Annotated in this window: 5 protein-coding genes; all 5 read right to left on the reverse strand. The window is 69.5% G+C overall.

The window, feature by feature from the left end; genetic code table 11:
* Positions 1–139 precede the first annotated feature (139 nt).
* Positions 140–589: a DUF1931 family protein gene (locus tag Pmi06nite_RS41320; protein WP_203958722.1), complete on the reverse strand. Its 450-nt coding sequence runs from the start codon at positions 587–589 to the stop codon at positions 140–142.
* 27 nt (positions 590–616) lie between these two features.
* Complete coding sequence (locus Pmi06nite_RS41325) at positions 617–2,287, reverse strand: FAD-dependent oxidoreductase (RefSeq protein WP_203958723.1); 1,671 nt, start codon at positions 2,285–2,287, stop codon at positions 617–619.
* A complete protein-coding gene (gene trxA / locus Pmi06nite_RS41330) occupies positions 2,271–2,714 on the reverse strand; it encodes a thioredoxin (protein WP_203958724.1) in 444 nt (147 codons plus the stop codon). The genes Pmi06nite_RS41325 and trxA overlap by 17 nt, the downstream gene beginning before the upstream one ends.
* Before the next feature lie 2 nt (positions 2,715–2,716).
* Positions 2,717–5,335: an ATP-dependent chaperone ClpB gene (gene clpB, locus Pmi06nite_RS41335; RefSeq protein WP_203958725.1), complete on the reverse strand. Its 2,619-nt coding sequence runs from the start codon at positions 5,333–5,335 to the stop codon at positions 2,717–2,719.
* Positions 5,326–5,527: chaperone modulator CbpM (locus tag Pmi06nite_RS41340; RefSeq protein ID WP_239114565.1), on the reverse strand; the 202-nt coding region annotated here is incomplete at its 5' end. The genes Pmi06nite_RS41340 and clpB, both read right to left, overlap by 10 nt.

Consider the following 5,527-nt stretch of genomic DNA (forward strand, 5'->3'; position numbering starts at 1 on the left):
GCGCCGTACAGCAGGTCAACGGTTCATTCCCCCTTCCTTGCTCGCCGCGACCGCGCCCCCTGAGAGGACTCGGCGCCTAATTCACCGGACGTCCGGGGCGGGCCGTTCAGAGCTGATCGCCGAGGCGGTCCCGACCGCCTCAGAGCAGCAGATCGAAGACACGTATCGTGCGCTCCCATTGCTCAGTCGCGGGGTTCTTCACGTCTGGATCCACGATCTTGAAAGTCTGAGCCAGTGCCACTGACAGGCCGCCGACGATCTCGGGCAGGCGCCCGACGGTCTCCTCGCTGACCGACAGGTCGAGCGGAGGTAGTTTGGCGAGTTGCTCCAGGATGGGTTTCAGCTCGATGTCCTCATCGAGGAGGCGGAACCGGTGGATGCTCTCTTGGAGGCCCTTGGTGACGGGTAGATCCCAGGGTTCGATGATGTCGCGACGGTTCGCCTTGGCGTGGGCCTCACTGATCACCAGAAGGTCGTAGACCTTGTCGTTCACGAAGTCGCTATAGCGCCGGAGGTCGTCCTTGTCGACATCGACGCCTGCGGCGCTGCGGAAGAAGCGTTCGAATCTCGACACCGCCATGAGCACCATGGAGGTCCCCTTCCTTCCGGCCCGGAGTCACTCTCCAGCCTGGAGGTAGTCGTGGACCAGCCGTACGGCCATGGCGCCTTCACCGACCGCCGCGGCCACCCGCTTGACCGACCCGCTCCGCACGTCCCCGGCCGCGAACACGCCCGCCCTGCTCGTCTCCAGCGGGAACGGCCGGCCGACGGAGTCGGGCGCGCCTTCCTTGCCGGACCGGGCGGCGTCCGCGCCCGTCAGTATGTAACCCCGCGGGTCGAGCGCGATCTCGTCGGCCAGCCAGGCGGTGTACGGCTCCGCGCCGATGAAGATGAACATCGCGCGGGCCTCGATCGTGGAACGCTCGCCGGTGACGTTGTTCTCGGCGACGACCGCGGCGAGCGCCTCTTCCCCCATCAACTCCCGGACCTCTGTGTTCAGCATGATCTGGATCCGGGGGTGCCGTCCGATCTCGACGGCCAGGTAGCGGGACATGTTCCTGGACAGCGTGTCCTCCCGCACGAGTAGCCGGACGCAGGCGGCGTGCCTGGCCAGGAATAGGGCGGCCTGGCCGGCCGAGTTGCCTCCTCCAACGACGACGATCGGGTCCCGCTCGCACATCTGGGCTTCGAGCATGGTCGCCGCGTAGTAGACGCTCGTGGGCTCGAACTGTTCCAGGTTCTGGACGTCGAGCCTCCGGTAGCGGACGCCGGTCGCGATGATCAGGGTGCGCGCGTGGATCGTGCCGCCCTCCCGTACGGTGACGATGTGATCGCCCGCGTTCAGGTGCAGTCCGCATGCCTGTGCGGGGATGCAGAAACGCGCGCCGAACTTGCCGGCTTGGATGGCCGCCCGTTCCGCCAGTTCGCTGCCGGAGATCCCGGACGGGAAGCCGAGGTAGTTCTCGATCCGCGAGGAGGTGCCCGCCTGGCCGCCCGTCGCGACATCGTCCAGGACCATCGTCGCGAGGCCCTCTGACGCTCCGTAGACCGCCGCCGCCAGCCCCGCCGGCCCGGCCCCGATGACGAGCAGGTCGCATCGGGTCTCCTGTACCCGTGGTGCGGGGAGCCCGATCGCCCGGGCCAGCTCCGCGTTGCTCGGGTTGCGGAGCACCGTCTCGCCACGCCAGATCACGACCGGGGTCTCCTCCGGGGTGACGCCCATGCTCCGCAGGAACCGCTCTGCCTCCTCGTCCTGCTCCAGGTCGATCCACCGGTGCGGAAGCCGGTTGCGTGCCGCGAACTCCCGCAGCCGCCGGGAGTCGGCCGAGAAGCGGGAGCCGATGATGCGGAAGCCCGCCCCCAGTCCGATGAGCATCGTGCGGCGGATGAGGTAGGCCCGCAGGATGAGGTCGCCGAGTGCCGGATCCCCGGTGACCAGGCGACGGAGCGCGTCCGCCGGCACGGCGAGGACCTCGCCGTCCTCGGCCACCACGCCGGTGACGAAGCCGACCTGGCCGGTGAGGACGTTGAGCTCTCCCAGGAACCGGCCTGCCCCGTGGACGCCGATCACCTGGTCGTCCGCTCCGAATCCCTCGACTGTCGCGACCTTGCCGGCCAGGACCGCGAAGAATTCGGTGCACGGAAGGCCCTCCGCGTACAGGACCTCGTCCCGGCGGACCCGGCGCCGCTCGCCGTGCGGCGCCAGCGTCTGGAGCTGCGCGTCGCTCAGCCGCGGGTAGGCCCCCTGCGGGTCCGGCGTCTCGGAGAGGTCAGGAGGCCAGCGCATGTTCCACCCATCCGCGTAGGTCGGGAGCCGGCGCCGCACCCGCCCGCCGGGTGACGACTCTCCCCTGATCGATCACGACAAGCGTCGGGATCGCCTGTACGGCGAAGCGTTCCGAGAGCCGGGGCGCTTCGTCCACGTTCACCTTCACCAGCTTCAGACGACCGGCCAGATCGGCCGCGACCTGCTCCAGCGCCGGGCTGACCAGGCGGCACGGCGCGCACCAGGGTGCCCAGAAGTCGACGACCACCGGCATCCGAGCCGCCTCGACGACATCGCTGAAGTCGTCGTCCCCCGCCTCGGTGACCCAGGGAAGCGACTGGTGGCAGTCGCCGCACCGCGGGATCCCCGAGGCGGCACTGGGCAGGCGGTTCTTCCGTCCGCACTTCGAGCATCGGACGACGCCCGCGTCCTTGGCCTGTGACCGCATGGTCAGACCTCCGGATTCTCGTACGCCACCGAGAGCGTGCCGCCGGCCAGTCCGACACGGATGACCGCGCCGTCGACGACGTCGCCGGCGACCAGGGCGCGGGCGACGCGGGTCTCGACCTCGCGCGCGATGAAGCGGCGCAGCGGCCGTGCGCCGTAGACGGGGTCGAACCCCTGCTCGGCGATGAAGCGCACGGCCTCGGGTGCGACCTCCAGCGTCATCCTGCGTTCGGCGAGCCGGATCCTGATCTCGGTGAACATCAGTGACACGATCTGCTCGATCTCCGGCTCGGTGAGCGGCTTGAACAGCACGATGTCGTCGATCCGGTTGAGGAACTCGGGCCGGAACCGCGCGCGCAGTTCGGCCATCACCATCTCGCGCACCTCGGGATCGATCTCGCCCGTCGGGGATGCCTTCTCGCTCAGGAAGTGCGAGCCGATGTTGGACGTCATGATGATCACGGTGTTGCGGAAGTCGACCGTACGGCCCTGGGCATCGGTGAGCCGCCCGTCGTCGAGCACCTGCAGCAGGGTGTTGAAGACGTCCGTGTGGGCCTTCTCGATCTCGTCGAACAGCACGACCGAGTACGGCTTGCGCCGTACGGCCTCGGTGAGCTGGCCGCCCTCCTCATAGCCGACGTATCCGGGCGGGGCGCCGACCAGCCGGCTGACCGTGTGCCGCTCCTGGTACTCGCTCATGTCGACGCGGACCATGTTGTCCTGGGTGTCGAACAGCGCCTCGGCGAGGGTCTTGGCCAGTTCGGTCTTCCCGACGCCGGTCGGGCCGAGGAAGATGAACGAGCCGATGGGCCGGCGCGGGTCCTTGATCCCGGAGCGCGCCCGGATGATCGCGTCGGAGACGGCCTGCACGGCCTCGTCCTGACCGATGACGCGCTCGTGCAGGATCTGGTCGAGGTGCAGCACCTTGTCCCGCTCGCCCTCCTGGAGCCTGCTGACCGGGATGCCGGTCCAGCGGGACACGATGCCGGCGATCTCCTCCTCCGTGACGACCTCGCGGAGCAGCCGCCCCACACCGTGCTTGGATTCCAGCTGGCTCTCCGCGGCCTCCAGCCTGCGTTCCAGCTCGGGCAGCCTGCCGTGCATCAGTTCGGCCGCGCGGTTCAGGTCGTACACGCGCTCGGCCTGCTCGGCCTCGCGCCGGACCACCTCGATCTCCTGGCGCAGTTGCTGCACCTTGTGCAGAGCGTGCCGTTCGGCCTCCCACTGGGCGCGCATCGCGTCGGCCTGGGCACGCACATCGGCGAGTTCGGCGCGCAGCGCCTCCAGGCGGGCCTGGCTCGCCGGGTCGTCCTCCTTGGCGAGGGCCGCCTCCTCGATCTCCAGGCGCATCACCCGGCGCGTGAGCTCGTCCAGCTCGGCCGGCATGGAGTCGATCTCCGTACGGAGCATCGCGCACGCCTCGTCGACCAGGTCGATCGCCTTGTCGGGCAGGAAGCGGTCGCTGATGTAGCGGTGGCTGAGGACGACCGCGGCGACGATGGCACTGTCGGTGATCTTCACGCCGTGGAACACCTCGAGGCGCTCGCGCAGGCCGCGGAGGATGGAGACGGAGTCCTCCACCGACGGCTCGTCCACGAAGACGGGCTGGAAGCGGCGCTCCAGCGCGGCGTCCTTCTCGATGTGCTTGCGGTATTCGGTGATCGTCGTCGCGCCGATCATGTGGAGTTCGCCGCGGGCCAGCATCGGCTTCAGCATGTTCCCCGCGTCCATGGCGCCCTCGGCCGCACCCGCGCCGACGACGTTGTGGACCTCGTCGACGAACAGCAGGATCCGCCCTTCCGCCGACGTGACCTCGGTGAGCACGGCCTTGAGGCGCTCTTCGAACTCTCCGCGGTATTTCGCCCCGGCGACGAGGGCGCCCACGTCGAGGCTGAAGATCGTCTTGTCCTTCAGGCCCTCCGGCACGTCGCCTCGGGCGATGCGCTGGGCGAGGCCCTCCACGATCGCGGTCTTGCCGACTCCCGGGTCACCGATGAGGACCGGATTGTTCTTGGTCTTGCGGGACAGGATCTGCACGACCCTGCGGATCTCGCCGTCGCGGCCGATGACCGGGTCGAGTTTGTCCGCCCTGGCGGCGGCGACCAGATCCCGGCCGTACTTCTCCAGGGCCTCGTAGGCGACCTCCGGGTTGGCCGAGGTCACCCGCTGGTTGCCGCGCACCTGAGTGAGGATCTCCAGGAAGCGCTCGCGGGTGAGACCGTGGGCCTTGAGCAGCCGCCCTGCGGCGGTGTCCGGCCCCTCGTCGAGCAGTCCGAGCAGCAGGTGCTCGACCGAGACGTACTCGTCCTTCAGCCGCCTCGCCTCCCGATCGGCCGCCTCCAGCAGGCGGGACAGCCGCTGGGTCAGGTACACCTGGCCGGGCGCGGCGCCGGGACCGGTCACGCGGGGCCGGCGTTCCAGCTCGGCCTCCAGCTCCAGCGCCAGCTTGTCCGCATCGGCGCCCGCGGCCGAGACCAGGCGCGGGACCAGCCCCTCCGGCTGTTCCAGCAACGCGAACAGGAGATGCTCGCCGTCGACTTCGGTGTGCCCGAAGCGGGTCGCCCTGGTCTGGGCGTCGTGCAGGGCCTCCTGTGACTTCTGGGTGAGGCGGTTCACGTCCACGGCATGCCTCCGGGAGTTCTCACGCGGGTCCGCAGAGCCGCTTCGAGCTCCGCGATGCGGTCGAGCAGGTCCGCCACCAGGCCCAGCGAGGCGTAGTTGACGGCCAGTTGCGTGTGCAGCCTCTGGAGGCGCCCGGCGGCGGCGAGCTGGGAGGGCGGGAAGCACAGGTCCCCCGCCGCGTCGCGGAAGGCC

Origin of the sequence: Planotetraspora mira (assembly GCF_016863275.1) — a bacterium.
Lineage (GTDB): Bacteria > Actinomycetota > Actinomycetes > Streptosporangiales > Streptosporangiaceae > Planotetraspora > Planotetraspora mira.